The organism is Aliagarivorans taiwanensis DSM 22990, assembly GCF_000429505.1.
In the GTDB taxonomy this organism is placed as follows: domain Bacteria; phylum Pseudomonadota; class Gammaproteobacteria; order Enterobacterales; family Celerinatantimonadaceae; genus Aliagarivorans; species Aliagarivorans taiwanensis.
Window position 1 is genome coordinate 94,636 of record NZ_AUBZ01000005.1, and the last position, 24,325, is coordinate 118,960.

Here is a 24,325-nt window from a genome sequence, read left to right on the forward strand (position 1 = left end):
TTTTTCCAGTCTATCAAACGTGCGAAAGCCGATTCGACATCGGCTTTCTTTTATCTGCATTACTTGTATTTTGCTTCAACTGCCTGGATAAACCTAGGAATTTCTTCTTTCGGCAAGGAGTTAATCCCTGCGGCCCCTTTACGCCCTCCCCCCGTTGCAAACGAGGAGCAAATCTCATCTGCGCCGGTCTTGTTCACCAGTGGTGCGCGCAAACTAACCAACATATTTCCATCCCCCAGCTCGGTAAACACGGCATGAGCCTTCTCTGGCTGCTGATTAGCGAGCTCATTTCCCAACACACCGCTAACGCGGCGGCTCCAGGGCTGATTAGGCAACGTACATACTTCTAACCACTCAGACTGATAGCTCAGTCCCAGTGCTTGCGCGTTAGCCATATCTTCGCTGTAAGCATCTTTGAGGCGATGATAAGGTGAATCAGCTTGGGCAATTACATCAAAAGGGTTGGAGAAAGAAAGTAAGGCTTTAAATAACTCAGCAGGCTCATAATGGAGATCGCTAACACTGGCACCATAGCCATTGTAATTAATCAAGGTGCCAAACTCTTTTAGCTGCTGAGCTTGCTGTTTACTTAGCCCGGCCTCTTCAGATAGACGATCCGCCACTGCAATCAGATTATCGCCATAAGCAGCGGTAATCGCCCAAAGATGATGCTGCCCGCCTAAGTGCTTGTCTACCAGCAATGCGGTACACACTTCAGGATTCATATCGATAGTAGCGGAGAGCCTTGGGTCAACCGGGACTTCGCCCGGTCGGTGATGGTCGAAATAACTCACCTCGGCGCCCGCTGCGAGTGCGCGTTTCAAGCCCTGTTGGTTTTTCTCCATGGAGATATCCAGCACGGTGATCACTTCTTCACCATCAAAATCAAGCTTGTCCAACAGTTGAATATCGCGTTTTACGCCCGTCACTAAGCGGCTATTACGAGGCTCTGCGAGGCGCAGTTGTAGCAACGCCAAAATACCATCGGCGTCGCCATTAAAAACATCGATGTAGGTCACTTGGCCCCCTTAAGCGCCAATTACGCCAGCTTTACGGAGAGCGTCCAGAACCAACTGGGCACAACCTTCAATATCGTGCTCAGTAGTCTTGATATGAATATCCGGTGATTCAGGCAACTCGTAGGCAGAATCGACACCGGTAAAGTTGCGGATCTCACCGGCTCGCGCTTTCTTATAGAGGCCTTTTGGATCGCGCTGCTCGCAAACTTCGATGGGGGTATCCACAAACACTTCAAAGAACTCTCCCTCTCCCAAAAGTTTTCGAACAAGCTCACGATCTGCTTTAAACGGTGAGATAAACGCCGTAGAAACAATTAGTCCAGCATCCACGAACAGTTTAGACACCTCACCGATTCGACGAATGTTTTCCACTCGGTCCTTATCGGTAAAACCCAGATCGCCATTGAGGCCGTGGCGAATGTTATCCCCATCCAGTACGTAGGTATGAGCGCCTTGCTTATGTAACAGATGATCCACAGCATTAGCTACCGTCGACTTACCTGAGCCACTTAGGCCGGTAAACCACAATACACAGGGCCGGTGGCCTTTGGCTTCAATACGATTATCGCGAGATACACTGTGGTCGTGCCAGACCACATTTTCACTGATGTTATCCATAGTCATTCCTTTTTGGATCCTAAAGCCACGAACTAGAACGGGAAAATTACCGGAAGAGTCAATAATACCGAAGCGCTATAAAACAAACAGATCGGCAGACCCACTTTCACAAAATCTTTTAGTTTGTAACGCCCTGCGTTAAACACCATCAGGTTTGTCTGATAAGAAAAGGGATTTATAAAGCTCGAGCTGGCCGCAAAAGCCACCGCCATTACAAAGGTTAGTGGATTGAGCCCCATCCCCTGCGCAACCCCATAAGCGATGGGAAACATCAATGCAGCTGCAGCATTGTTGGTAACCAACTCGGTAAGCCCATAGGTCAGAAAGTAGATCACTACCAAGGCAAGCATGGCCTGCTCAGGCCCTACTCTTCCATCTAGTTGACTTGAGAGCTGTTGGATCAAGCCCGTATCGATAAGAGCAAATGACAGCATCAGTGAAGTCGAAACAATCAGCCAAATAGTCAAAGGAAAACGCCGCAATGCCTCGTTCGGCGTTAAACAGCGGGTGGCAAACAGCACTCCAAGCAACAGCGTTGTCGCTTTTAGCAGGCTCATAAGCCCGACTGCAGATGCGGCAATTGCAGCTAAAAAGCCTCCAACTGCGACCGTTTCTCGCCAGCCGGTCAGGCGGCTTTCCGCTTCAACGTCGGTCAGCATGATAAAGTTCTTATCGAGGTTCTGCCGGCCATCGAAGTCATCCCCCACAGCCAGTACCAAGAAATCACCAGCGCGTAGCTTGAAGTCACCCAATTTGCCCGAGACCCGCTCTCCGCTCCTGCGAATGGCCACCACCGCTGCATCGAAGCGCGCTCGAAAGCCCATATCTTTTAGGGTTTTACGCACTAGCACGCTTTCTTCGCGCACCACCACTTCACGCAGGTTGGAGCCGAGTAAACCATTCTGGTCAGCAAACAGCTTAAGACCTTCGAATTGCGTGAGCTGCATAAGCTTTTTCACATCACCAGCAAACACCAACCTGTCACCCTCAGCAATCAATTGTTGAGGAGATACCGGGCTGATAAGGCGTCCATCCCGAACGATCTCCACGTAGAAGAATGACTCAAGATGGCGCAGCCCTGCTTGCTCCACCGTTTGCCCAATCAGCTTAGACTCAGGCTGGACCTTGGCATCAACAAAATAGCGATGGAAGTCCCCCTCTTGAACCCCTTGATTGGGTAAACTTTTTGAAAACAAAAACAATGCGCCACCACAGACTACGGTAATCACTAAGCCGGTTAGAGTGAAGTCAAAAAAGCTCAGGCTCTCCCCTGTCGTCTCGAGATACATTGAGTTAACAATCAAGTTCGTAGAGGTTCCCACCAAGGTAAGCGTGCCACCAAAAATCGCAGCAAACGATAAGGGTATTAACAGGCGTTTTGAGGGGTGATAAGGATTGTTGCGGATCGGACTCAGCAGGGTTGCAACCACCGCGGTGTTGTTGAGTATCGCCGACAGAAAAGTCACCGAGCCATAAAGCTTTAGCCAGGTTAAGCGAAAATCAGGTCGGATAATCTTAGCGGTGACCACACGCAGCAAGCGCGTTTTCTCTAGCGCCAACGAGCAAATCATCAGCAGCACCAAGGTAACTAGACCGTGGTTTGCCATACTGCGCAGCATAGCTTCCTCACCAACTAGGCCGCTGGCAAGTAAAAACAGCAGCAATGCACCGAAGACATGGGCGGGGTACTGCTGAAAACGGACTAATCCGATGATGGTGGCGACAAAGGTCGCCAGCACCAAGACTACATCGAAGTCCATTATTTGAGGAAGTCGCGAAGGTCCTTCGCATCCCAATGCGGGAAGTGTTTACGGATGAGCGCGTTTAACTCCAGCTCGAAGGCAGAGAAGTGAGCCGATGAGCTCTTTTCTGACTCGCGACCTTTGCCGACAATCATACCCGCACCAACGGTGACGTTGGTAATGCGATCGATAATGATAAACGAACCGGTACCGTGCACTTTGTCGTAAGGGTCAAAGCACACGTCTTGGTTGAACTGCACCTGACAGCGACCAATCTCGTTCAAGTTAAGGCGAACCGCCTCTTTTTGCTCCAAGGTATTCACATCGATTTGATAGTCAATGCTCTCGACCGAGCCTGCAGTTGCTTTGCTGGCCAACTTAAAGTCATACTGCTTGTTGGCAATCATCGGCTCTTCAGCCATCCACACAATGGTCGCCTCTACTGCAGAGCTGACCTCTGGCTGGTTGTTGGTATGCACCAACATGTTACCGCGGCTCGCATCGATTTCGTCTTCCAGAGTTAAGGTCACCGCCATAGGGGCATACGCCTCTTCGAGTTCACCGTCGAAGGTGACGATGCTCTTCACCTTGGAAACCTTACCTGAAGGCAACGACATAACCTCATCACCTTTACGCACAATACCCGAGCTAATCGTGCCACAGAAGCCGCGGAAATCGAGGTTTGGTCGATTCACATATTGAACTGGGAAACGGAAGTCGTCGAAGTTAAGACCGGAGGTAATCGGCGCGCTCTCAAGCATGCCCATTAGTGTATCACCGTGATACCACGCGCTTTGCTCGCTACGCTCAACCACGTTATCGCCATTTAACGCAGAGATTGGAACATACTTGATGTCTTCAATGTTTAGATTCGCTGCGAACGCTTCATACTCTTCTTTGATTTCATTGAAGCGCTCTTCAGAGAAGTCCACCAAGTCCATCTTATTCACAGCCACAATCACTTGCTTGATGCCCAGCGAAGAGACAATAAAGCTATGACGACGGGTTTGCACCTGCACCCCATAGCGAGCATCAATCATCAAAATCGCGAGCTCGCAATTAGAGGCCCCGGTCGCCATGTTACGAGTATACTGCTCATGCCCCGGCGTATCGGCGATAATAAACTTACGCTTGTCGGTAGAAAAATAACGATAGGCGACGTCAATGGTAATGCCCTGCTCTCGCTCCGACTGAAGGCCATCTACCAGCAGAGCCAAATCAAACTCACCATCGGTGGTATTAAAGCGCTTGCTATCATTCTTGATGGTTGCGAGCTGGTCTTCAAAAATCATCTTCGAGTCATGCAGCAAACGACCAATTAGGGTGCTTTTACCGTCATCTACACTGCCACAAGTTAATAAGCGAAGTAGTTGTTTTCTTTCGTGCTGCGCCAAATACTCCTGTATATCAGACGCAATCAAACTTGACTGATGAGACATCAAATCCTCCGGACTTTGTTCATCCCGCTAGCGCCATGTGGCACTAGCAAATAATCTATGGTGTGGTGGGAATAGCTTCTGGGCTTAGAAGTAGCCTTCCATTTTCTTCTTCTCCATCGACCCCGCGCTGTCGTGGTCGATAACCCGTCCCTGTCGTTCAGAGGTTTTGGTAAGAAGCATTTCCTGAATCACTTCAGGTAGCGTAGTCGCTTCAGACTCAACGGCTCCGGTAAGTGGATAGCAACCTAGTGTTCTAAAGCGCACCATTTTCTGTTGGATTTCGCTTGGGTCCACTGGCATCCGGTCGTCATCGACCATAATCAGGGTACCATCGCGTTCGACAACAGGACGTTCTTTAGCAAGATACAGCGGAACAATCTCAATGTTTTCCAAGTAGATGTATTGCCAAATATCCAGCTCGGTCCAGTTAGAAAGCGGGAACACCCGAATGCTCTCGCCTTTGTGTACCTTGGAGTTATAGGTGTTCCAAAGCTCAGGACGTTGAGACTTAGGATCCCAGCGGTGGCTCTTATCTCGAAACGAATAAACACGCTCTTTCGCGCGCGATTTTTCCTCATCGCGGCGCGCGCCCCCAAAAGCTGCATCAAATTGATACTTATCCAACGCTTGTTTTAGCGCTTGCGTTTTCATCACGTCGGTATGAACCGCACTGCCGTGAGTAAAGGGACCAATGCCCTGGGCTAGGCCTTCGGGATTCTTGTGGACCAACAGCTCAAAGCCGTAGTCCTCGGCCATGCGATCGCGAAACTGAATCATCTCTTTGAATTTCCAGTCGGTATCGACATGCAAGAGCGGGAAAGGAATCTTCCCGGGGTAGAAGGCCTTACGGGCCAAGTGAAGCATTACCGCAGAGTCCTTTCCGACGGAATACAGCATGACTGGGTTGTCAAACTCAGCGGCAACCTCACGAATGATATGGATGCTCTCTGCTTCGAGAGCTTTTAGGTGGGTAAGGTCATAACTGTTCATAAAGCTTCTGGTTCTCCTTGTCCGTTGAAGCCAGAATATGTGAAGTAGATCCTTTACGCCATAGTATTTTGAAATGAAATCAGTATGTTTTAGAGCCAAAACGAATAACGACAAACGAATGAGCGGTTTTATCGCTGTTCCAAGCAGAGTAGATGACAGGACGCGTAAAAATGCAAATCCTCTTACGCGCAAATCTACAACCCAGGGACGGGCGCTCAATAAGCTAAAGCACGAACCTGCCGCTTTGCCTACGGCAGCCTGCAAGCCTACCTATACTGAATACGGTTCTGGCGGCGTAGTCGTTTTACAGCGTCTATCTTCCGCACAACTTTTAAAACTTGCCATATGTGCTTATGTCCGTAACTGTACATAGCGAAAACAGCAATAAAAGCGACAAAAGATACTGACTCTGGCGCTCCAGTTATCTGAAGAGCAATTCCTACTAAACCCAAAGCAACACTAGCCAAAGTGATCACGGTTAGAGTCTGCTTTGAGTTAAACCCTGCCCGCAGAAAAATATGATGCAAATGATCTCTGTCAGCCAAGAATGGTGATTGACCTTTTCGCAGCCGCCTAAGCATTACGCCAACCATATCGATAAGGGGAAGAGAGATAATCCAAAGCGCGGTGACAGGAGAAAAAGCAGCTGCATCCCCCTGACTACCGATACAAAGCAGCCATACAACTGTCAAACCAATGAACATCGAGCCGGCATCCCCCATAAAAATCTTTCGCTTTTTGGGGTGGTCGGCTCGACAAAGATTGAACAGTAAGTAAGGCAGTATCGCAAACGCCAATATCAAGCAAAACATCGCCTGAGGAGACTGGTTTGCCAATAGAAAAAGAATAGACATTGACATTACTGAACTTATTGTCAATCCGCCAATTAATCCATCTATCCCATCTACCATATTAAAAGCGTTAATAGCCCCTAAGACTGCCAAATAGGTAAAGGGAACAGACAACACTCCCAAGCTTATTGAGCCCTGACCAAATAGGTTACCTACCTCTGAGATACTTTGCCCACATGCGAACACCATAATGCTAGCAGCTAATAGCTGCCCCCAGATTCTGGTGCTTACACGCAAGTCCCTTTTGTCATCGATAACTCCAATCGTTACCATACCCGCTGAAGCGATCACGTAAAGGAGAGTACTGTGCTGGAAAGGTTGCTCTACAACTAGTAAACCCGCGCAAAGTCCCAAAAACACAGATATTCCACCAACTAATGGAACAGCTCCATTATGGAGCTTTCTAGAGTTTGGGCGGTCGACAAGATCTATCCGAAGAGCGACGGGCTTTAAAAGCTTAATCGAAGAATAGGTACAAAGATAAGCAATGACCAAGGAAAATATGGAGGATACCATTAAAACCTCATGAAACTTGCTTCTAACTTCCAATGTACGAAGCGGCATATAATTGGCGCAACAATAACAAAAGAGCAGACAAAAGTAATCCCCTACGGCGAATAGTCGCACAAAATATCATCGTCCGTTGATGTACTTTAGGCTTTTACATCAACTCAGATCACCTACATTGTCTGTATGATCCTTGGAAGTACCTGCCACAGAAGGCTAAAACCTTTCCGCCCAGACTAGTCAGCAACTAACACACATTCCAACTAATTCAAAGACTTATCACCACCCTGCCAAAATACGAGACAATTAGCTAGTCTTAGCTTGATGCAAGTTGTCCAGCATTCTCAAGAAGGAAGTAACTTAATTTTCAACTTGTCGTTAATCAGGTTGTGCTTAGATATGACCAATGAAGAAGACGGTACCTCGTACATGTGGGTATCCCAAGTCTCCCTTAAGCTCGAGCCTAGTGGTAGATCTGGATAAAAATCTTGGAACGGGGCCTCTAACCCAAGTACGCCACCATTCGCGAACGTGACGCTGTGACTATTGTACAATGCGTAAAAGCAGCAAAGAGGGGCTTTTAAATCAGCACCACAGATAATTCGATTTAGGCCCCCTAGCGCCTCTGTTGGAAGCTCGGCACGCTTGTCGGTGCCTTTCTCATAGCGTTCCCACAGGTCTTGAAAATACCCATTAGCAATCACAGCAGCTATCACGGCGTCTTGAGCGAGAGTGCTCAGGTCTAATACCACGACAGCAATTCGGTTTTCTCCCACTTGACCAAACAGGGGCAGCAATGAGTAACCAACAACCTGATAATGGTAGAAATAGTTGGCTAGCATAGCTGATTCAACAGGCTGTAGGTCATTAAACACTCTGGTAGCTTGAGAATCGTGCTCACGTAGAGCCTGCTTATGATCTGACAACTCAGCTAATTCAAGCTGTAACTCTGTGTCTTCTTTGTCGGATATCGCAGTGAGAATAGTGGTTGCGAGTTCATTAAAATCAGCAATTGGTTTAACCAAGAAGTCGCTAGCTCCCAGAGTCATTACCTTGCGTAAGTCATCTAAGTTACTTTTGCCCGATATAACAATCACGGGTACTTGAGGCGGCGAAACGCGTTGCAAAAATCCGACACCATCGAGTTGGGGCATCACTACATCGAGCAGAATTATGTCAAAGCGTTGCAGGCCGAGTAACTCCAAACCGCTTAACCCATCACCAGCAGCGGTCACAGCCGCACCAAGCTTTGTTAAAAATGCCGAGAGCTGACGGCGAAACACTAACTCGTCTTCAACGATAAGTACTGAAATGCCATCTAGCGGGGGGATGTCACCTAATTCCATGGAACGTTGTAGCCTAACCTCATAACTCTCACAAAAACTATATGTGAACCAGATACTTATCGCTAGTATTAGTGCCGAACAATGAGTCTAATTGCTCAAATACCAGTCAAAACTTTGATTTTTACTGAACTTCTAAGCTAAAGCTTAGTCAATAGGAGGCTAAACTGACGATTTTTACCAATAACTAGGAAGATATCAGTTATATGGTCACTGAACCACCAGCAATATCTGGTTGTTCTGGCTTAATTTGGAGGCAAAGGCTAAAAGTTATCAATTTCATCTAGGTAATCGTCAAGGGCTGCATCGATGTCACTCTGCTCGGCGGTGGGTGGTTTCCCCCGATAGAACCGGTAAAGCCGGTACTGTAGATACGCATCCTTGATAAAGGTGTAGCTATCTAGTGAGTTATCGAGCAACGGCTCTTGGTCAATCACAGCAGCGCGCTTATACAATCCGTCAAAGCCCCAACGAATGATCCGCTCAGCCCAGGTTAACGACAACGGAGAGGCGAATCCATCGATAAAGTCGCCCACTTCGTTACGCACTGTCGAAGGACCAAATACCGGGATCATCAAAAATGGGCCATCTGGGACGCCGTAGTAACCCATCGTGTCACTGAACTCCGCAATATCGCGCGGCACGCCGCTCCATCCCATAATGTCGAAGATACCGGCGATACCGAAAGTAGAATTAAACAAGAACCGCACAACGCTGTTAGCCGCCCCCTGTGGGTTTAACTGCAGCAAGTGATTGATAGCGCTAGCAGGCTCTTCGAGATTTCGAATCACATTGTTGACCGACTCCCTAACACCGAAGGGAACATGGCGGGCATAGGCATGGGTCGCTGGGCGAAACAATGGCTTATCTAACACTTCATAGTTAAACTGCCAGCTGTAGCGGTTGAACCCCTCGAATGGGTCGGAGAAGCCCTCTTGCTGAAGAGAAGCCTGCTCATCGGCAATGGCCGGAGCAAACCAACAAAACACTGTCAGAATAAGAATACGACGTAACACTAGTCATCCTTTGACCGTTGAAAGCGGAGCCTCTTTGCACCGCTTGAACACCTTAGGGCAGCAGCTGATCGATGGTTAGACGTATGGGTGTTGCCTCGCCTTGTGCCACAGGATCACTGGTTCCTTCCCAGTCGCCACTGGTAGTTTGCACATTATCATCATAGGACAAGCGGGCGGTGATGAAGAAATCGCCCTGCTGGGATAACTTCAGGCCTTCCATCATGCTGTCGCTATCAGAGAGCGTTACTGTAACAGGAAATACTGGCGCTGCAACCTTGCGCGCAGCGATTGGCATCGGAGGGCCATTGACGGCTTTGGCGTAAACGAACAAGAAGCTGCTTGATGGAACACTCAAGCCCTGATCAACATCCACAGTGATGGTATAACTAGGCCCCGAGCTGGCGACCGGCGCAGCCGCCACTGGGGCTTGCTCGCTGGCATCTTGCCCACTCTCCGCTAGCTGAGCTTGGGCAAACTCGATGCTTTGCTGTAGTACCTCGGCACGCGGAGAACCGGGCTCCAGCAGGCTAAGCATTTGCTCCCAACGGCCGATGGCACTGGCGTAGTCTTGCTGCTCGAGAGCCAAGAACGCGTACATCGACCACAGCTCCAAGCTCTGTGTATTCTCGCGTAACGCTAGCACTAACATGCGTTCTGCGCGAGCACGGTCGTTTGGGTCGCCACTAAACAGCAGCGATTGCGCGTAAACAGCGATGATACTGGGGTCGTTCGGCTGCAGGCGATGCGCCTTTTCACTGGCGTCGGTCATAATGTCCAGACGATTAAGCGCTTGCCCGACTTTTGCCAAAATAAACCAGCCGCGAGGATCATCTCCCTCCGCTTGCAGCTTGCTGCGTAAGGCCAGTGCAAAGTCTTGCAGTTCTTGATCGCTGACCTCACTTTGGCCGCTGAGTATGCGCTCACTCAACTCCGGCAGGCGCTGCTGCACCGCTTGCCAATGTGTGACCTGCTCTTTTGCCCCCAGATAGAAGTACAGGCCAACACTTGCCACAACCAAGAACGCCAAACCTGGCACTAGCTGCCACACATTCACGTTGCGGTGCGCAGATTCAGGCTCGTCGATCACATCATCGAGCAGGTTATATTGCAGCTCGCTGACCAATTGCTGGCTGTCGTCAGCTAGCCCCAGGGCATCTTCCTCACTCAGCTCATTTAAGCGATTTTTGTAAAGGGTCTGGTTGAGTTTGGTTTGAGAAATACCTGTTTCTTGTCGCTTGAACAGCGGTAGTAGCAATACCAGACCTGACAGCACCAGCAATGCTATAGAGACTATCCAAAAAACCATCATTGTTTGTCTCGCTCCGTTTGTTCAATCAACTTGGCAAGTCTTTCACGCTCGCCCTCTTCAACTAGCGGCTCATTCGAGCTTGAGTTTCGATTTCGGCCCAGCAGGTAGATCCCGCCAAACACAATCACCAGCAAGGGCGATAGCCACAATATCAGCACCGCAGGCGTTAGCGGCGGATCGTAGCGCACAAAGTTGCCATAGCGGTCGACCATGTAGTCCAGCACCTGTTGCTTATCGTTACCCTGCTTCACCAGTTGGTAGGTCTTTTCGCGCAAGTCTTGAGCGAGCCCGGCATTGGAGTCAGCAATATTATTGTTCTGACACTTCGGGCAGCGCAGCTCTTGGGTAAGTTCGCGAAACAAGGCTTCCTGCTGCTCGCTATCAAATTCGTAAACGTCGATGGCAGCGAACGCTGCAGAGCTAATTAGCCCAAGTAAAAAAACGAGAACCCGCATAGCTACTCCATTGCACTAAAAATTGGCGCTAACTCCTGCTGCCAGTTTCGGGCATTAACATCCCCAACATGGCGGTAGCGGATGATTCCCTGGCTATCGATAAGGTAGGTTTCCGGCGCACCATATACGCCAAGATCGAGTGCCAGCAGCCCTTTCTCATCATAAAGGTTAATGACATAAGGATTACCTAGTTGCGCCAGCCAGTTAATCGCCTTTCCTCGATCATCCTTGTAGTTCAGGCCGATGATCTTCACACCCTGCTCAGCCAAGGTGTTTAGAAACTCATGCTCGGCCCGGCAGGTCGGGCACCAGGTCGCCCATACGTTCAGCAATAGCGGCTCGCCCTCAAAGATATTGCTATGATGCTGCTTGTCCAGCTCATAGATATCTTGAAGCTCAAACTGCGGCACCGGTTTACCCACCAATACCGACTCCAACTCAGTAGGATCAGAGTTCAGAGCAGACTTAAAAAATGGAATGATTGCCAAAAAACAAATCAGTGGCAGCAGAAACAACAGCAGACGCTTATTCATACCTGAGACTCCTCTAAGCGAGTGTTCTCTTTATTCCCACCGGGATTTTCATCAACCTTGCTTTGATCGCTGGTTCGCTTAAACCGGTAACGTTTATCGGCTAAAGCAAAGCCTCCACCAATCGCCATAAAAATCGACCCCAGCCAAATCCAACGGACAAACGGTTTATAGTAGATACGCACCGCCCAGGCACCGCCGGGTAACTGCTCGCCTAAGGCTGCATACAAGTCTCGCCAAAGCCCCGCATCAATCGCCGCTTCTGTCATCATGCTGCGCTGAACCGTGTAAAAACGCTTCTCCGCTTCTAGTGTGGCAACCGGCTGCCCCTTGCGCTGAACATCGATAATGCCCACATGTCCTTGATAGTTGGCGCCCTGAAGCTGGTTAACCTCACGGAAGGTGAACTGATAGCTGGCGAAATCCACTTTATCGCCCGGTAGCATTCTTAGATCGCGCTCGATGCTGTAATGACTGGTCATCGCTACACCGATGATAGTGACGGCTAAACCAATGTGCCCCCAGACCATCGCCCAATGCGAGCGGCCCAGTTTGGTCACCCCCTGCCAGAAGGTATGACGATGAGTAGCGCGCAGCCATACCTCGAGAGCGCTACACACAATCACCCAAAAGGCCAATACCAAGCCCATATAGGCTAGCCAATAAAACTCTGGCGCGAATACCACCATCAGTAACAGCGGCACCAATACACTGACAGCAAAGGCAAGGGCCAGTTGCTTGCGCAAGGGGCCAAACTGTTGCTTCTTCCAACGTACCAGCGGGCCAATGCCCAATGCCAAGGCAAACGGTACAATCATCCAGGAAAACATACGGTTAAAGAACGCCGCGCCGATGGAGATACTGCCCATCCCCAACTCTTTGTGAACCAATGGCAGCAAGGTACCGAGCAGCACGACCACCAAAGCCGCTACCAGTAGGATATTGTTCACCAACAGCAGTGTTTCGCGAGAGAACAGCTCATAACTGCCTCGGCTTTTTACTTGAGAGGCTCGCACGGCAAACAGCGTTAACGAACCACCAATAACCGCCAGTAAGAAGCCCAAAATAAACAGCCCTCGCTCTGGGTCGGAAGCAAAGGCATGCACCGACACCAACACGCCAGAGCGCACCAAGAAGGTACCCAACAAACTTAAGGAGAAAGCAGAGATAGCCAAAAGCACAGTCCATGCCTTAAACACACCGCGTTTCTCGGTGACCGCCAATGAATGCAGTAGCGCAGTACCGACCAGCCAAGGCATAAACGAGGCATTCTCAACCGGATCCCAGAACCACCAACCGCCCCAACCAAGTTCGTAATAGGCCCACCATGAGCCCAGCGCGATGCCTAACGTAAGGAACACCCACGCAGCCATCGTCCAGGGGCGTGACCAACGTGCCCAAGTCGAATCCAGCCGACCTGCCAGCAGCGCCGCAATGGCAAACGCAAAGGCAACCGAGAAGCCCACATAACCCATATACAAAAGCGGCGGGTGAATGATCAGCCCGATGTCTTGCAGCAGTGGATTCAAGTCCTGTCCATCGATGGGGAAGAACGGCAAGGTCCGCTCAAAGGGATTGGAAGTGAAAAGAATAAAGGCGTAGAAGCCGACGCAGATCATACCCATCACCGCTAGTACCCGCGCAACCGCCTCTATAGGCAGCCCGCGACTTAACATTGCTACAGCAGCGCCCCAGCCCGCCAAGATCGCGGCCCACAGCAGCAATGAGCCTTCATGGGCGCCCCACACCGCCGACAAGCGGAAGTACCATGGAAGTTGGCTATTGGAGTTGTTGGCCACATAGGCCACCGAGAAATCGTTGGCTAAGAAGGCATTACAAAGCACCACTAGTGAAAGCAGCACTAAAAGGAACTGCAGCAACGCCAGTGGCCGAGCCAGGTTCATCATACCGAGCCGATTCGCCGAGGCCCCCCATAGCGGATAGACGCTCTGAAGAATCGCCACCGCCAGTGCGACAATAAGCGCAAAGTGTCCTAACTCTGGAATCATAAGAAGCCTCTACTGCGCGGAGCCGTGCAACTGTTGCTCGGTATATTCGGGTTTGAAATGTTCCATGCCCTTGAGCGACTGCGCGACCTCTGGTGGCATGTACTCTTCGTCGTGCTTGGCCAACACTTCATGAGCTTGGATACGGTTGGCTGCAACCAACTCGCCAGTTGCGACAATCCCCTGCCCTTCACGGAACAGATCGGGAAGGATCCCCTCGTAAGCGACGGTGACCATACCGCCTCCGGCGTCGATTAAGTCGAAACTCACCTCTAGGCTGGTCTGCGAGCGGGCCACTGAGCCGGGCAACACCAAACCGCCAATACGCAGACGCTGGCCAACTTCCGGTTTTACCTTTTCAGGTCCTTTACCCTGAACCAGTTCGGTGGGGGTGTAGAACAAATCGATATTTTGTTGCAATGCATAGAGCAGCAAACCTGTGGCAAAGCCCAAACCGACAACAATAGATACTACAACCAGCAAACGCTGTTTTCTTCTAGGGTTCATAGCCGTTCTTTAACCTCTCTTGCCGCTAACATCCTGTCTTGTTTTGCTTTTATCTGGGAAATACTGCGGGTAAGCGCCTGGCGTTTCAAAATACTGTCGACTACAACCGCTCCCAACGTGAGTAAGGTGCAACCAAATGACAACCAAACGTAAAAGCCATAACCGCCCATCGCCACAAAATCTGCAAAACTATCAAACTGCATCTCAGGCCTCTCCCGTGCCTAACAATAACTGCCTAACCCAAGGCCGCCGCTGCTCGCGTTTGAGCAACTCGGTGCGAAAACGAACCAGGCTTAGCGCACCCAAGAACGCGCCGAAGCCAACGATGTTGATTAGCAGTGGCCATAACATGGCGCTATCGATGGATGGCTTGGCGAACTTGGTGATTGACGCCCCTTGGTGCAAGGTATTCCACCACTCCACCGAATAATGAATAATCGGTAGGTTGATCACCCCGACCAAGCTGAGAATACTGGCAGAGCGTCCGGCTAAGGCTTTGTCGTCAAAGGCGTTGTACAGGGCAATCACGCCGAGATATAAAAACAGCAAGATAAGCTCGGAGGTTAAACGGGCGTCCCACACCCACCAAGTGCCCCACATGGGCTTGCCCCACGCCGCGCCGGTAAGCAATGCAATAAAGGTAAAGCCGGCACCAATGGGCGCCACCGCTGCCACGTAGATTTCAGACTGTTTGATCTGCCACACCAGCGCGATAAAGCCGGCAATGGCCATGGTCAGATAGGCCCCCATGGAGAGAATGGCCGCTGGCACGTGCACATAGATAATCCGAAAACTATCGCCCTGCTGATAATCAGAAGGCGCGAACAACAACCCCCAAACCGTGCCAATACTCAAGCACAGCACCGCCAGTGCAGTAAACCACGGCACAAAGGCACCAGCTAAACGAAAGCTTGCTTCGGGTTTTGCATAGGGATGCAACCATTTCCACATAATATCGCCTACTTCAGAAATCCGTTATCAAAGGCCCAGCGCCCTAACTCATGCTCACCCGCAACGCACTGGCTGTTGCAAAAGGAGCGAAACAAAGCGTTAACATTGCAATGGCTCCCATAATCGCTAAATGCCCCGCATAGGGCAAGCCAAACGAGGCCGCCTCGATAGCAGATGTTGCAAAAATGAGAACCGGTATGAACAACGGTAAGACTAATAAACTCAATAGAACCCCTCCACGTCGCAGCCCAACTGTTAGTGCTACGCCAACGCCTCCAATAAGGCTCAACACCGGTGTGCCAATCAACAAGGTGAGAAAGGTAGCTTTGAAGATGGGCATACTCAGGCCGAGTAACACGGCAAACAGCGGTGATAGCAGTAGCAGTGGTAAGGCAGTGAGCAGCCAATGAGCCACGATCTTGGCCAAACTGAGTGCGGCCAGCGGGTGCCCTGAAAGAAGCAACTGCTCCAGCGAGCCATCCAGATAATCATCTCGGAACAAACGCTCGAGCGATAGCAGTGAGGAGAGTAACGCTGCGACCCATAGCACACCTGGGGCAACGCGGGCCAGTAGCTCTGGCTCTGGGCCGAGCGCCAGTGGAAACAAGGTGATAACAATCAGCAAAAACCACAGCGGATTGAGAATGTCCGATTTGCGGCGCATCGCAATAAGCAGCTCGCGCTGAACAACGTTGAATGCAGCTCTCACATCAGCTCCCGACTCGCGGACAGCTCAATCACTCGATAGTGTTCCGCAGGCATTTGTAGGCTTTGGTGTGTGGTAAGGATGACCATGCCGCCCCGCTCACAATGCTGAAGGAGTATCTTCTCTAAGTAAGCAACGCCCTGCTTGTCGATGGCGGTAAACGGCTCGTCGAGGATCCATAACAAGCGCTGGTTCACCCACAGGCGCGCCAGTGCCACCCGCCGCTGTTGCCCTGCTGACAAGTGCGCGCAGGGTTCGTCCTCAAGACCCGCAAGACCCACTCGCGCTAAGATCTCGAAATAATCTGGCTCAGGTGTTTGCATGCTATCCATGCCTTTAAAAAACTGCAGGTTCTCCAGCGCGCTAAGTTCTGATTTGATACCCGCAAGATGGCCAAGATAGAGAAGCTGCTGATGGTAGCGTTGGGAGAAGCGTTGAATAGACTCGCCTTGCCAGAGCACCTCTCCGGAGGCTGGCAACGATAAACCAGCCAACAAGCGTAGCAAGCTGGTTTTACCTGCTCCGTTGACACCGGCAATCTGAATAATCTGTCCTTGCTGGATGCTAAAATTTAGCCCTGAAAACAACTCGTGTTGATCCCGGGTGCAAGCCAGCTCCTTCGCTTGTAACATTGGCTAAGCAATTGAATTCCTTTAATCCAAGATGTTAACACAGTGCAACAAAAATTAGCATCACCGACCTCACAGTGGTGCTCGAACGTTGATTTTTTATACTAACCCGTGTTTTCGCAAAGAATCAGGCAAAAAGAAAGGGAAGCTCATGCTTCCCTTTTCTATTGGTTCAATGCTTTAGAACTATCTTAAGCAGAACCTTTGAGTTTTTGTTGCAGGTTAAGCAATAGTTCTGCTTCTGCTTTGGGGATCTCGCACTCTCGCATAACCTCAGTGACATCAGCGCCCAACTCCACCATCTTCATGGCGCGATTATAGAGTTTTGAGTCGGTGTCTTGAGCCATGCTTTGAAGCTGCCCTTGTTTACGTTCGGTTTCTTCAAGTGCCTCGCGCTGTCTAGCCAGTTCACCGGTAAACGCACTGTTTGCCGCATGTAACTCGGATAGCTGTTTCTCGGTCGCAACTTGCTTAGATAACAGCTCCTTTGCTAAACGCTCTAGAGACTTAGCCTTACGCTGAGCTTCTTCAAGTTTCGCGTGTAGACGTTTTGCTAGCCAAGCAAACACCAAAATACAACAAGGTAACAACACCAGCAGGCTAATCAAAATGCCATTCATAATTACAACGCGCTTATTTCATCCCACTCTTCATCTGAGAGCAGCTTGTTTAAATCAACCAAAATCAGTAACTGGCCATCACGATTACTCACGCCTTGGATAAACTTAGCGCTTTCTTCTGTGCCAACGTTTGGCGCAACATCAATCTCTGAGGAGCGTAGGTAAACCACCTCAGCAACACTGTCTACGAGGATACCAATCACCTGGGACTCAGCTTCGATGATAACAATCCGAGAGTTCTCGGTGATCTCCGACGAGTGCAAGCCAAAACGTGAACGGGTATCAATTACCGTCACGACATTGCCTCGCAGGTTGATAATACCTAGCACGTAGCTAGGAGCGCCGGGAACCGGGGCAATTTCGGTATAGCGAAGGACTTCTTGCACCTGCATCACATTGATGCCGTAGGTTTCGTTTTCTAACTGAAACGTTACCCACTGGAGCACTTCATCCTCTGCGACGTTTTCGGCAATGTTGCGTTGCTCGCTCATTTGCTCTTCCTTTTTTCGTTAAAGAGGCAGATCGCAGCCTCTTATCTCGTACTATTCACTAACTGTAAGATATACAGCGTTTTTTAACCAGCAAAAGCACGTCATTCACGTAACTAATTGCCTTCGATGTTCACACCTTGCTCAAGCATCGCTTCTAGCTCGCTAACATGCAGCAGGGCACACATCCGCTTCTTCACCATGCCGGCAAGCCAAGGACGTTTTCCCGGCTCACTACGCCATTTTATATCGTCCCGGTTAAGCTTTTGCGTACCGTGGAGTTTTTCACAGCTTAGCCCCCAAGCTGACTCACCCAACATGATCAGGTACTTGTAGTCGGTGGTGACCTCTTTCCCGGGTAACACCCATTTAGCAGTGTCAACCGCCGACAATTTGCGCTCGCGCTCGATCATGATGCCTGCGAACCAAGCAGGCTTTCCAAACAACGGGCTGATCTCGGTCACTCGATGAATTCCGCCTAGCTCTGTTAGGGGCACGCCAAATGTTACTCCGGCAGCTTCAAAAAACAGCACTTGAAACTCTTCATCAACCTCGATGTTTTGCCAAGGATCTGGGGCTGGCGGCTGAGGTTCGGGTTCGAGCTCTACGGCCACGTCGATCTCTGGCTCAGCAACCTCCACCTCAATGCGTTGCTCAGGAATATCAACAGGCAGCACACTCGGCGTGGGATCGGCCAAGGGCTTGGATTCTGCACGAGATACCTCAGCAGGCAGGGTCGCTGTAGCTACTGGCTCGACGGGCGCGGCAATACGTTTCTCAGCCTCTGCTAACAACTGCTTTAAGGGCTTGCGGTGTTTAAACGGGGATTCAGGCTCACTGGCGGCTGTCGTAACAAACGGAGTATGCTTGGGCGGCTCTTCAGCCACAGCCTGCTGAACGACTTCGGCCTCCTCAGTAGGAAGCTCAGTTTCAAGCGCTGGTGCGCTCGCAGATGCTTTATCAGGCTCAGGCGCAGTAGACTCACTTAACAAGGAGTCGAAATAATCACCCAGCGCTTGCTCCATCAACTTATCGCTGTTCATAAGCCACCCTGACGGTCCTGGATTCGCTGCAGATAGCTCAGCAAGGTCTCGTAGGCAAACACGCCGCGACACTTTTTAATGTAGAGCGAGGGAGGCATGTGCTTGAGGCTGGCATCGCGAAACTTGGTATCGATGGGGATCACCGAGTTCCACACGTTATCAGGATAGCTCTCCTGTAACTGCTTAAGCGCGGCGAGTGAAGCTTTGGTGCGTTTGTCATACATAGTGGGCACTACGGTGTAGCGCAGCGGCGCAGGACAAGAGCGCTGCATAATCTGCAGGGTTTTCACCATCCGCTCCAGGCCTTTTATGGCCAAGAACTCGGTTTGAACCGGCACCAACACGCGTGAGCTAGCAGCCAAAGCATTCACCATCATGACGCCCAATACCGGCGGGCAATCAATGAGTGCGTAGTCATAGCGGTCTTCCAAGCGCTCAAGAATACGTTTGAGAATCAGACCCATGCCTTCGCGCTGCCCCAACACTTTGTCGAGGGTTGCCAGCGCCATACTCGCCGGGATCAGGTCCAAGCCGTCAAACTCGGTGTTCTGTATGCTGTGATTGATGGTGGCATCGTCGAGTTCAGGCTGTTGATAGAGCTCGTATAGGGTGCCTTGCATGCTATCGACGTCAAAGCCGAGATAGCTGGTAAGAGAGGCGTGGGGATCAGTGTCAATTAACAACACCCGTTTACCCTGCTGGACTAATAGCCCCGCCAGAGAGATGACGGTTGTCGTCTTCCCTACCCCGCCTTTTTGGTTGGCAACTGTCCAAACCTTCACAATCGTTCCTGCCTAAACATAAATGCGATTTCGCTAAACACTTCTAACTTGTTGTAATAAATAAGGGTAATACGACTTAACGGAAGTTACTGAGAGTCTGCTCTAAACTCAACAAACTAAAGTACCTCCCATCATCGATGTCGGCCGGAACAGTCAATTCTTTACTGCACGTTTAGCCATTCACCTCGCTGAGTATGGCATCGGCAAACTGTTCCAAGGGCAGCTGCTCACTGCACAAGCCTGAACTGGCGATCGCCTGAGGCATACCGTAAACCACACAACTGGCCTCATCTTGAGCCCAGATAGTTGCGCCCTGTTGCTTTAACAACTTAGCGCCATCACGTCCATCGGCGCCCATTCCGGTTAGCACCATCGCTAGCACATCACCGCTGTGGCTCTTGGCGAGCGATGCAAAAGTAATGTCTACGCAGGGTTTGTAGTTCACCTTGTCATTGCCTTCGACGATACGTAAGCGCCCACCACCGCGTGGTTCCACCATCATCTGCTTGCCACCCGGAGCCAGGTAGGCCCAGCCAGGGCGAAGCTCGTCACCATCTTCGGCTTGCTTGACGTTGATCTTACACAAGCTGTTTAGGCGCGAAGCAAAGGCTGCGGTAAAGGTTGCGGGCATGTGCTGAACCAACAAGATCGGCTTGTTAAAGTTTGCCGGTAGCTGGGTCAAAATGGTTTGCAGTGCCACCGGCCCACCGGTCGAGGTACCGATTGCGACGATCTTGTAACGCTTGCCAGAGGCCCGGAACTTGCGGGCCGCTGGGCGCTCTGCAGGGGCGGAGCGAGTCGGTGCGCTTGGGCGCTCTAGTGGGGTACGGGCCGCGGGTGTTGACTGGCGAGTCGGGGCAGCGCTACTTGGCCGGGCTGGAGCCGCGGGTCTGCGTAGTCCAATACGACGGCGCGACAAGGCCTTAACTCGCTGCTGCAGCAAGCTGACCGCTTCTTCACGATCACGGGCAATGTCTTCAAATTTTTTCGGTATAAAGTCGAGCGCACCGGCTTCCAGAGCATCGAGAGTGGCTTGGGCACCCTCGTGGGTGAGCGATGAGAACATCAAGATGGGCGTCGGGTTGCTGCCCATGATCTCTTTTACCGCGGAGATGCCGTCCATGACGGGCATCTCGATATCCATGGTGACCACATCAGGCTTAAGACGCGCCACCATTTCGACGGCTTCTTTACCATTTTTTGCCGCGTCGATCACTTCCAGCGATGGCTCGGCATTGAGGATCTCGGTCACCCGGCGACGAAAAAAACTCGAGTCGTCAACGACGAGTACTTTTATCGACATAGTGTTCGCTCCGCTTAAAGACGCTTAGCGTAACGCTTGAGCAAACTAGGAATATCCAGAATTAGCGCAATACGTCCATCGCTGGTAATGGTTGCCCCCGCCATCCCTGGGGTACCGTGTAATAACTGATCGAGCGCTTTAATCACTACTTCTTCCTGGCCAATCAGGTTGTCCACCACGAAGCCGACTTGCTGAGGGCCAATTTGCACAATTACCACGTGGCCAAGCTGTCCGCGCTCAGCACGATTGCCACCACGGATTAACCAGTCTTGCAGGTAGAACAGCGGAATAGCGCGCTCACGTACGATGATGGTTTCCTGACCATCTACCACGTTGATCTTGGCAAGGTCGAGGTGGAAGATTTCATTAACGCTGGTCAGTGGCAGGGCAAAGGTTTGCTTGCCTACATCAACCATAAGGGTTGGCAGAATTGCCAGGGTCAATGGCACTTTAATCTGAAGGGTTGTGCCCTCGCCCATTGCCGAGTCGATATCGATGGAGCCGTTGAGCTGGGTAATGCTGGTTTTCACCACATCCATACCCACGCCGCGCCCTGAGATATCCGAGATTTCGGTCTTGGTTGAGAAGCCAGGCGCAAAAATCAGGTTGTAGGCATCTTTGTCTGACATGCGATTGGCTGCATCGGCATCGAGTACGCCGCGATCAATCGCGATGTTCTTCAGTTTCTCTGCATCCATCCCCGCACCATCATCTTCGATAGTGAGTAGAATGTGGTCGCCCTCTTGGGAAGCCGACAAACGGATGGTTCCGGTGCGCTGTTTGCCAGCAGCAATCCGCACGTCGGGCATCTCGATACCATGATCAACACTGTTGCGGACCAAGTGGACCAGCGGATCAGCCAGCGCTTCAACCAAGTTTTTGTCAAGATCGGTCTCTTCACCCACCAGCTCCAGACTGATGTCCTTTTTCAAGCTACGCGCCAAATCACGAACCACGCGAGGGAAGCGGCCAAACACCTTCTTGATTGGCTGCATGCGGGTTTTCATCACCGCACCTTGTAGATCGGCGGTGACCACGTCCAGGTTTGCGGTCGCTTTGGACATCTCTTCGTCGTTGCTGTTAATGCCCAGACTCACCAAGCGGTTACGCACCAATACCAACTCACCCACCATGTTCATGATGTCATCGAGGGTCTTAGTATCAACGCGGATATTGGTCTCGCCTTGGGGCGCTTTAGCCGGCGCGGCTTTCTCCTGCTTGGCTGCCGGCTTTTGCGCAGCTGGGGCTGGCTTGGCTGGTGCCGCAGGCTTAGCGGCGGCTGGTTTTGCCTCAGCGGGCTTGGCAGGTGCAGCTGGTTTGGCTGGCTTAGCGGCCGCTTCAGCGACCTTGGGCGCTTTACCTACGCCGTGTAACTGGTCGAGTAGCTGCTCGAACTCATCATCATTGATGAGGTCGCCATCGGCGGAGGCGGGAGCTGCAGGCTCAGGCGCTTTAGGCGCCGCTGGAGCACTCGCCTCGGTAGGAGCACCGCCATGCTGGCCTTTACCATGAAGCTCATCGAGTAACTTCTCGAACTCATCATCGGTGATATCACCATCAGCAGCAGGAGCACTCGCTGGTGCAGGCGCTGCGGGCGCGGCCGCAGGGGCTGCAGTAGTGGGCGCTTGCCCACTGCCGTGCAACTCATCAAGAAGTTTTTCAAACTCGTCGTCGGTGATCTCATCGATTGAGCCACCTTCTGCAGCGACTTGTGGAGCCGCTTCGGGCTCAGACTCTGGGGCCACTTCAACCACTGGCTCGGGTTCTGGTTCAGGCTCCGGCTCGCTGGCGACCTCACCGGCACTGTTGGGATCGCTTAAGTGATGGAGTTGGTCGAGCAAGGCTTGAGGCGCTGCGGTAAGTTCTTCTCGCGCCTGCACGCAAGCGAACATCTCGTTGACGGTATCGAGCGCTTCTAGGATCACATCCATCAGCTCGGGGGTAACCGGCCGGCCACCGTTGCGCAATACGTCAAACACGTTTTCGGCGCCGTGACAAACATCGACCAACTCATTGAGAGAAAGGAAGCCCGCGCCACCTTTTACGGTATGGAACCCACGGAAGATCGCGTTCAGCAAATCGGAATCTTCGGGGCGTTTCTCAAGCTCGACCAGTTGCTCTGAGAGCTCTTCGAGAATTTCTGCGGCTTCAATTAAGAAGTCCTGAAGGATATCTTCATCTACGTCAAACGACATTTGCTGTTCCCCTAGAATCCTAAGCTGGACAACAGATCGTCAACGTCGTCCTGCGATTGAACAACGTCTTCACGCTGTTCCTTGTTCATGATTGGTCCTTCCGCTTCGATTCCTTTGTCCGCTTTGCTTTGGGTAGTTGGCTGTTCGTTCAATTGCTCGTTGCCGAACAGGGTAAGCATTTCGACGAGGCGATCTTCCACCTCTTGAACCAAGGTGATGACCTTGCGAATCATTTGGCCGGTGAGGTCTTGGAAGTCCTGGGCCATCAAAATTTCGGTCAGCATATTACGCAGTTTGTCTGCGCTGAGGTTAGAAGAAGCTAGAAAAGCGTCGATTTGGTGGCATAGGGTTTTAAACTGCCCCACTTCGATACGGCGTTCCATCAAACCACGCCACACCGGCATGATCTCATCAATATCGCTGGTCATCTGATCTGCAATGGGCAGGCCGGATTCAACGACATCCATGGTTTTATTGGCCGCCTGATCGGTCATCTCGATAACGTAGTTCAGGCGGTCTTTAGCATCGGGAATATCTTGGCTGGCAAGCTCGCCTATCCGAACATCTAGCTTGAAATCATTGAGGGAGTCGTGCAGTTCACGGGTCAACTGACCCACTTTATCGAACAACTGACTGGCATTGGGAGCACACAGTTCACTGACCAGAGAATTTGCATCCTCAACATTTCCCTGTTGCAAAAGGCTGACCAGTCGTTGGGCATCTTCAAGATTGATGATGGGGCTTATTTCCTTGCTCACACAAGTTCCTTTATAGTTTTTAGTTTACTGAATGCGCTCGAAAATCTTGTCCAGCTTTTCCTTAAGGGTAGCAGCGGTAAAGGGCTTAACAATGTATCCGTTCACACCAGCCTGAGCCGCTTCAATAATCTGTTCACGTTTGGCTTCTGCAGTCACCATAAGTACAGGCAAGTGAGCCAAGCTCTCATCGGCGCGAATATGCTTGAGCAAATCGATGCCTTCCATGCCGGGCATGTTCCAGTCAGTAACAACAAACTCGAAATCACCATTTTTCAGCATCGGCAAGGCGGTGTTGCCATCGTCTGCTTCATGGGTGTTGTTAAAGCCAAGATCGCGCAAAAGGTTCTTGATAATTCGTCGCATTGTTGAAAAGTCATCAACAACCAGAATTTTCATATTTTTATCCAAGGTACATCCCCCGATTGGATTGCTAAAGTTGCAAGAGTAAAGCAACTATTTATTGCAGATATGTGATTAATCAAAGTAACCACAATTTTAGTCTAAAAATGGTAGTAGTT

Annotated in this window: 25 protein-coding genes; all 25 read right to left on the reverse strand. The window is 50.9% G+C overall.

The window, feature by feature from the left end; genetic code table 11:
* Window positions 1-59: 59 nt before the first annotated feature.
* Window positions 60-1,019, reverse strand: a complete 960-nt coding sequence (locus G462_RS0105210; protein ID WP_026958056.1) for a DHHA1 domain-containing protein — start codon at window positions 1,017-1,019, stop codon at window positions 60-62.
* A 9-nt stretch (window positions 1,020-1,028) separates the two neighbouring features.
* The gene (gene cysC, locus G462_RS0105215) at window positions 1,029-1,637 is read right to left on the reverse strand and encodes an adenylyl-sulfate kinase (protein WP_051326544.1); all 609 of its coding nucleotides are present in this window, start codon (window positions 1,635-1,637) and stop codon (window positions 1,029-1,031) included.
* A 32-nt stretch (window positions 1,638-1,669) separates the two neighbouring features.
* The gene (locus G462_RS0105220; protein ID WP_026958058.1) at window positions 1,670-3,397 is read right to left on the reverse strand and encodes an SLC13 family permease; all 1,728 of its coding nucleotides are present in this window, start codon (window positions 3,395-3,397) and stop codon (window positions 1,670-1,672) included.
* Window positions 3,397-4,818: a sulfate adenylyltransferase subunit CysN gene (gene cysN / locus G462_RS0105225; protein ID WP_026958059.1), complete on the reverse strand. Its 1,422-nt coding sequence runs from the start codon at window positions 4,816-4,818 to the stop codon at window positions 3,397-3,399. Before cysN ends, G462_RS0105220 begins: the two co-directional genes overlap by 1 nt.
* Before the next feature lie 84 nt (window positions 4,819-4,902).
* Window positions 4,903-5,808 (reverse strand): sulfate adenylyltransferase subunit CysD, encoded by a 906-nt coding sequence (gene cysD, locus G462_RS0105230; RefSeq protein ID WP_026958060.1) that lies wholly within the window; start codon window positions 5,806-5,808, stop codon window positions 4,903-4,905.
* Window positions 5,809-6,074: 266 nt separating this feature from the next.
* Window positions 6,075-7,175, reverse strand: a complete 1,101-nt coding sequence (gene wecA, locus G462_RS0105235) for a UDP-N-acetylglucosamine--undecaprenyl-phosphate N-acetylglucosaminephosphotransferase (protein WP_026958061.1) — start codon at window positions 7,173-7,175, stop codon at window positions 6,075-6,077.
* A 335-nt stretch (window positions 7,176-7,510) separates the two neighbouring features.
* The gene (locus G462_RS0105240) at window positions 7,511-8,512 is read right to left on the reverse strand and encodes a response regulator (RefSeq protein ID WP_026958062.1); all 1,002 of its coding nucleotides are present in this window, start codon (window positions 8,510-8,512) and stop codon (window positions 7,511-7,513) included.
* A gap of 260 nt (window positions 8,513-8,772) precedes the next feature.
* Window positions 8,773-9,525, reverse strand: coding sequence for an MlaA family lipoprotein (locus G462_RS0105245; RefSeq protein ID WP_051326545.1), 753 nt, complete (start codon window positions 9,523-9,525; stop codon window positions 8,773-8,775).
* Window positions 9,526-9,577: 52 nt separating this feature from the next.
* Entirely contained in the window at window positions 9,578-10,834 is a 1,257-nt protein-coding gene (gene ccmI, locus G462_RS0105250) for a c-type cytochrome biogenesis protein CcmI (RefSeq protein WP_026958064.1), read from the reverse strand.
* Window positions 10,831-11,289: a cytochrome c-type biogenesis protein gene (locus tag G462_RS0105255; protein ID WP_026958065.1), complete on the reverse strand. Its 459-nt coding sequence runs from the start codon at window positions 11,287-11,289 to the stop codon at window positions 10,831-10,833. Before G462_RS0105255 ends, ccmI begins: the two co-directional genes overlap by 4 nt.
* A 2-nt stretch (window positions 11,290-11,291) precedes the next feature.
* Window positions 11,292-11,822: a DsbE family thiol:disulfide interchange protein gene (locus G462_RS0105260; RefSeq protein WP_026958066.1), complete on the reverse strand. Its 531-nt coding sequence runs from the start codon at window positions 11,820-11,822 to the stop codon at window positions 11,292-11,294.
* Window positions 11,819-13,828, reverse strand: coding sequence for a heme lyase CcmF/NrfE family subunit (locus tag G462_RS21795; protein ID WP_051326546.1), 2,010 nt, complete (start codon window positions 13,826-13,828; stop codon window positions 11,819-11,821). Before G462_RS21795 ends, G462_RS0105260 begins: the two co-directional genes overlap by 4 nt.
* A 9-nt stretch (window positions 13,829-13,837) precedes the next feature.
* Complete coding sequence (ccmE, locus tag G462_RS0105270; RefSeq protein ID WP_026958067.1) at window positions 13,838-14,332, reverse strand: cytochrome c maturation protein CcmE; 495 nt, start codon at window positions 14,330-14,332, stop codon at window positions 13,838-13,840.
* Window positions 14,329-14,535, reverse strand: a complete 207-nt coding sequence (gene ccmD, locus G462_RS0105275; RefSeq protein ID WP_026958068.1) for a heme exporter protein CcmD — start codon at window positions 14,533-14,535, stop codon at window positions 14,329-14,331. Before ccmD ends, ccmE begins: the two co-directional genes overlap by 4 nt.
* Window position 14,536: 1 nt before the next feature.
* Entirely contained in the window at window positions 14,537-15,283 is a 747-nt protein-coding gene (locus G462_RS0105280; protein ID WP_026958069.1) for a heme ABC transporter permease, read from the reverse strand.
* Window positions 15,284-15,326: 43 nt separating this feature from the next.
* Entirely contained in the window at window positions 15,327-15,992 is a 666-nt protein-coding gene (gene ccmB, locus G462_RS0105285; protein WP_026958070.1) for a heme exporter protein CcmB, read from the reverse strand.
* Complete coding sequence (gene ccmA, locus G462_RS0105290) at window positions 15,989-16,621, reverse strand: cytochrome c biogenesis heme-transporting ATPase CcmA (protein WP_026958071.1); 633 nt, start codon at window positions 16,619-16,621, stop codon at window positions 15,989-15,991. The genes ccmB and ccmA overlap by 4 nt, the downstream gene beginning before the upstream one ends.
* A gap of 188 nt (window positions 16,622-16,809) precedes the next feature.
* Entirely contained in the window at window positions 16,810-17,238 is a 429-nt protein-coding gene (locus G462_RS0105295) for a DUF2802 domain-containing protein (protein ID WP_051326547.1), read from the reverse strand.
* 2 nt (window positions 17,239-17,240) lie between these two features.
* Window positions 17,241-17,729: a chemotaxis protein CheW gene (locus tag G462_RS0105300; RefSeq protein ID WP_026958073.1), complete on the reverse strand. Its 489-nt coding sequence runs from the start codon at window positions 17,727-17,729 to the stop codon at window positions 17,241-17,243.
* Between the two features lie 113 nt (window positions 17,730-17,842).
* Complete coding sequence (locus G462_RS0105305; protein WP_026958074.1) at window positions 17,843-18,769, reverse strand: chemotaxis protein CheW; 927 nt, start codon at window positions 18,767-18,769, stop codon at window positions 17,843-17,845.
* Entirely contained in the window at window positions 18,766-19,551 is a 786-nt protein-coding gene (locus G462_RS0105310; protein ID WP_026958075.1) for a ParA family protein, read from the reverse strand. Before G462_RS0105310 ends, G462_RS0105305 begins: the two co-directional genes overlap by 4 nt.
* A gap of 172 nt (window positions 19,552-19,723) precedes the next feature.
* A complete protein-coding gene (locus G462_RS0105315) occupies window positions 19,724-20,854 on the reverse strand; it encodes a protein-glutamate methylesterase/protein-glutamine glutaminase (protein WP_026958076.1) in 1,131 nt (376 codons plus the stop codon).
* Window positions 20,855-20,868: 14 nt separating this feature from the next.
* The gene (locus G462_RS0105320) at window positions 20,869-23,049 is read right to left on the reverse strand and encodes a chemotaxis protein CheA (RefSeq protein ID WP_026958077.1); all 2,181 of its coding nucleotides are present in this window, start codon (window positions 23,047-23,049) and stop codon (window positions 20,869-20,871) included.
* Window positions 23,050-23,060: 11 nt separating this feature from the next.
* Complete coding sequence (locus G462_RS0105325; protein WP_026958078.1) at window positions 23,061-23,807, reverse strand: protein phosphatase CheZ; 747 nt, start codon at window positions 23,805-23,807, stop codon at window positions 23,061-23,063.
* Window positions 23,808-23,831: 24 nt separating this feature from the next.
* The gene (cheY, locus tag G462_RS0105330) at window positions 23,832-24,215 is read right to left on the reverse strand and encodes a chemotaxis response regulator CheY (protein ID WP_084404942.1); all 384 of its coding nucleotides are present in this window, start codon (window positions 24,213-24,215) and stop codon (window positions 23,832-23,834) included.
* Between the last annotated feature and the right edge of the window lie 110 nt (window positions 24,216-24,325).